Genomic DNA, 1,908 nt, shown 5'->3' on the forward strand with positions numbered 1-1,908 from the left:
CCCGCGCGCGGGCCGGCTGGGTCGCGCGCCGCCCGGACCCGCAGCCCGCGCTGCTCGGTGCCGCCGCGGCCGCGTCCGGGGTGCTGGCGGCCGTGGCGCTGATCGACCCCGTGGCACGGGGCTGGCTCGCGCTGGCCGCCGCCGTGCTCCTGGGGGCCGCGGGGCTCGCGCTGGCCGTGCTGCCCGTGGCGTCGGCGACCGCCGCCACGCTCGTCGCCCCGGTGCTGGCGTTCGCCGCGGGTGTGGCCGCCGTCGACCCCGCCGGGTCCGCCGACCGGCGGCTCGCGCTCGTCGCGGGCCTCGTGGCGGCGACCGCCGCGGCCGCGGTGCGCTGGGTCGCCACCCGCGCGGAGCGGCGGGGCCAGGACGTCGCGGGCGTGCTGGTCGTCGCCGTCGGCGTGGTGGCCGGTCTGGCGCTCGCGGTGCTGCTGGCCGGGCTGCCGGGCGTCGTCGCCGCGGCGGTGCTGCTGGGCCTGACACCGGTCGGGCTGCGGGCGATCCCCGTCATGGCGCTGTCCGTGCCGGACGAGCAGCTGGTCGACCTCGCGCACGTCGCCCGCACGGCGCCGTCCGTCCGCGGGCCGCGGCCGCGCGGGCTGGGCCGGGTCAACGAGCGCCAGGTCGTCCGCACCGTCGACTCCGCCGAGCGCCGCACGGACGCCGGCGTCCTGCTGGTGTGCGCGCTGCCGCCCGTGCTCGTCCCGCTGGTGCTCGTCGCGGCGCTGGGCGACCCGCAGCGGGCGACGCTCCGCGGCGGGGCCGCCGTGGCGCTGGTGGCGGCGCTGGTGGCCGTGCTGTCCCTGCAGCCGCGGGCGGCGCGGGGGCCGGTCGCGCGCTGGGCGCCGCGGGTGGCCGCCGCGCTGGTGCTCGTGGAGCTCGCCGCGCTGGGTGCGCCGCGGCTCGGGCCGGACGCGGCGCTGCTGGCCGCCGGGTGCCTCGTGATCGCGCTGGCCGCCGCCGCGATCGGCGTGGCGCTCGGGCGCGGGTGGCAGTCGGTGGTGGCGTCCCGGCTCGCCGACTTCGTCGAGGGGCTGGGCGTCGTGCTCGCGCTACCCGCGGCGCTGGTCGCGGCGGACCTGATCGAGACGCTCCGGCGGGTGACGTCGTGAGGCGGGCGCGCGCGGCCGCGCGACCGGGCAGGGGCAGGACGACAGCGACGACGGGGGAGCCGACGTGGACCAGACGATGAGCGCGATCCCGGTCGGCACCGTCGCCGTCCGCGCCTGCGCGAGCTGCCACCGGCCGCTGCGCGAGGACGCCCGGTTCTGCACCGCGTGCGGCGCCCCGGCGCAGCCCGACGCCACCGTGACGGTCGTCGAGGGCGCCCAGGGCCGGACCCGCGCCGACGCCCGGCCCCGCGAGCCGCGCCCCGCCGTGCTGCACCCCGCGTTCGGCGACGCGACCCCGGCCGGCCCCGGGCGCCGCGTGCTGGCCTACGCGCTCGACGCCGTGGCGGTGGGCGCCGTCGCCGGCGGCCTGCTTGCCTGGACCGGCTCGTGGCTGCTCGCGGCGCTCGTCGTCGTCGAGCTCGCCGTCGGCCTGCTCGTCTGGGAGGCGCACACCGGCCGGACGCTCGGCAACACCGCCCTGGGCCTGCGGACCGCGCGCGAGGAGACGCCGTACTCGGTCGGGCCCGCGCGCGGCTTCCTGCGCGGGCTCGTGCTCGCCGCCGGGCACGCCGCCGCGGGGCTCGGGCAGTGGCTGGTCGTGGCGTCGGGGGCGTTCGACAAGACCGGGCGGGCGCAGGCGTGGCACGACCGCGTCGGGCGCGCCGTCGTCGTCGACGTGCGGGCGCACGAGCGGGCCGTCGAGGCGGCCGCGGACGCCGCGGAGCGCGCGGGGGCCGTGGCCGTGGGGGCGGCGCCGCGGGCGGGCGTGCAGGTGGGCGCCGCGGGGGTGCCGCAGCAG

Annotated in this window: 1 protein-coding gene and 1 pseudogene; both read left to right on the forward strand. The window is 81.9% G+C overall.

Features of this window, described 5'->3' with window-relative positions:
- Positions 1-1,109 (forward strand): annotated as a pseudogene (locus J5O08_RS20550) (hypothetical protein); the annotation flags it as partial.
- Between the two features lie 76 nt (positions 1,110-1,185).
- Positions 1,186-1,908: zinc ribbon domain-containing protein (locus J5O08_RS20555; protein ID WP_218708768.1), on the forward strand; the 723-nt coding region annotated here is incomplete at its 3' end.

The organism is Cellulomonas sp. PS-H5 (genome assembly GCF_019265565.1).
Classification (GTDB): Bacteria; Actinomycetota; Actinomycetes; order Actinomycetales; family Cellulomonadaceae; genus Cellulomonas.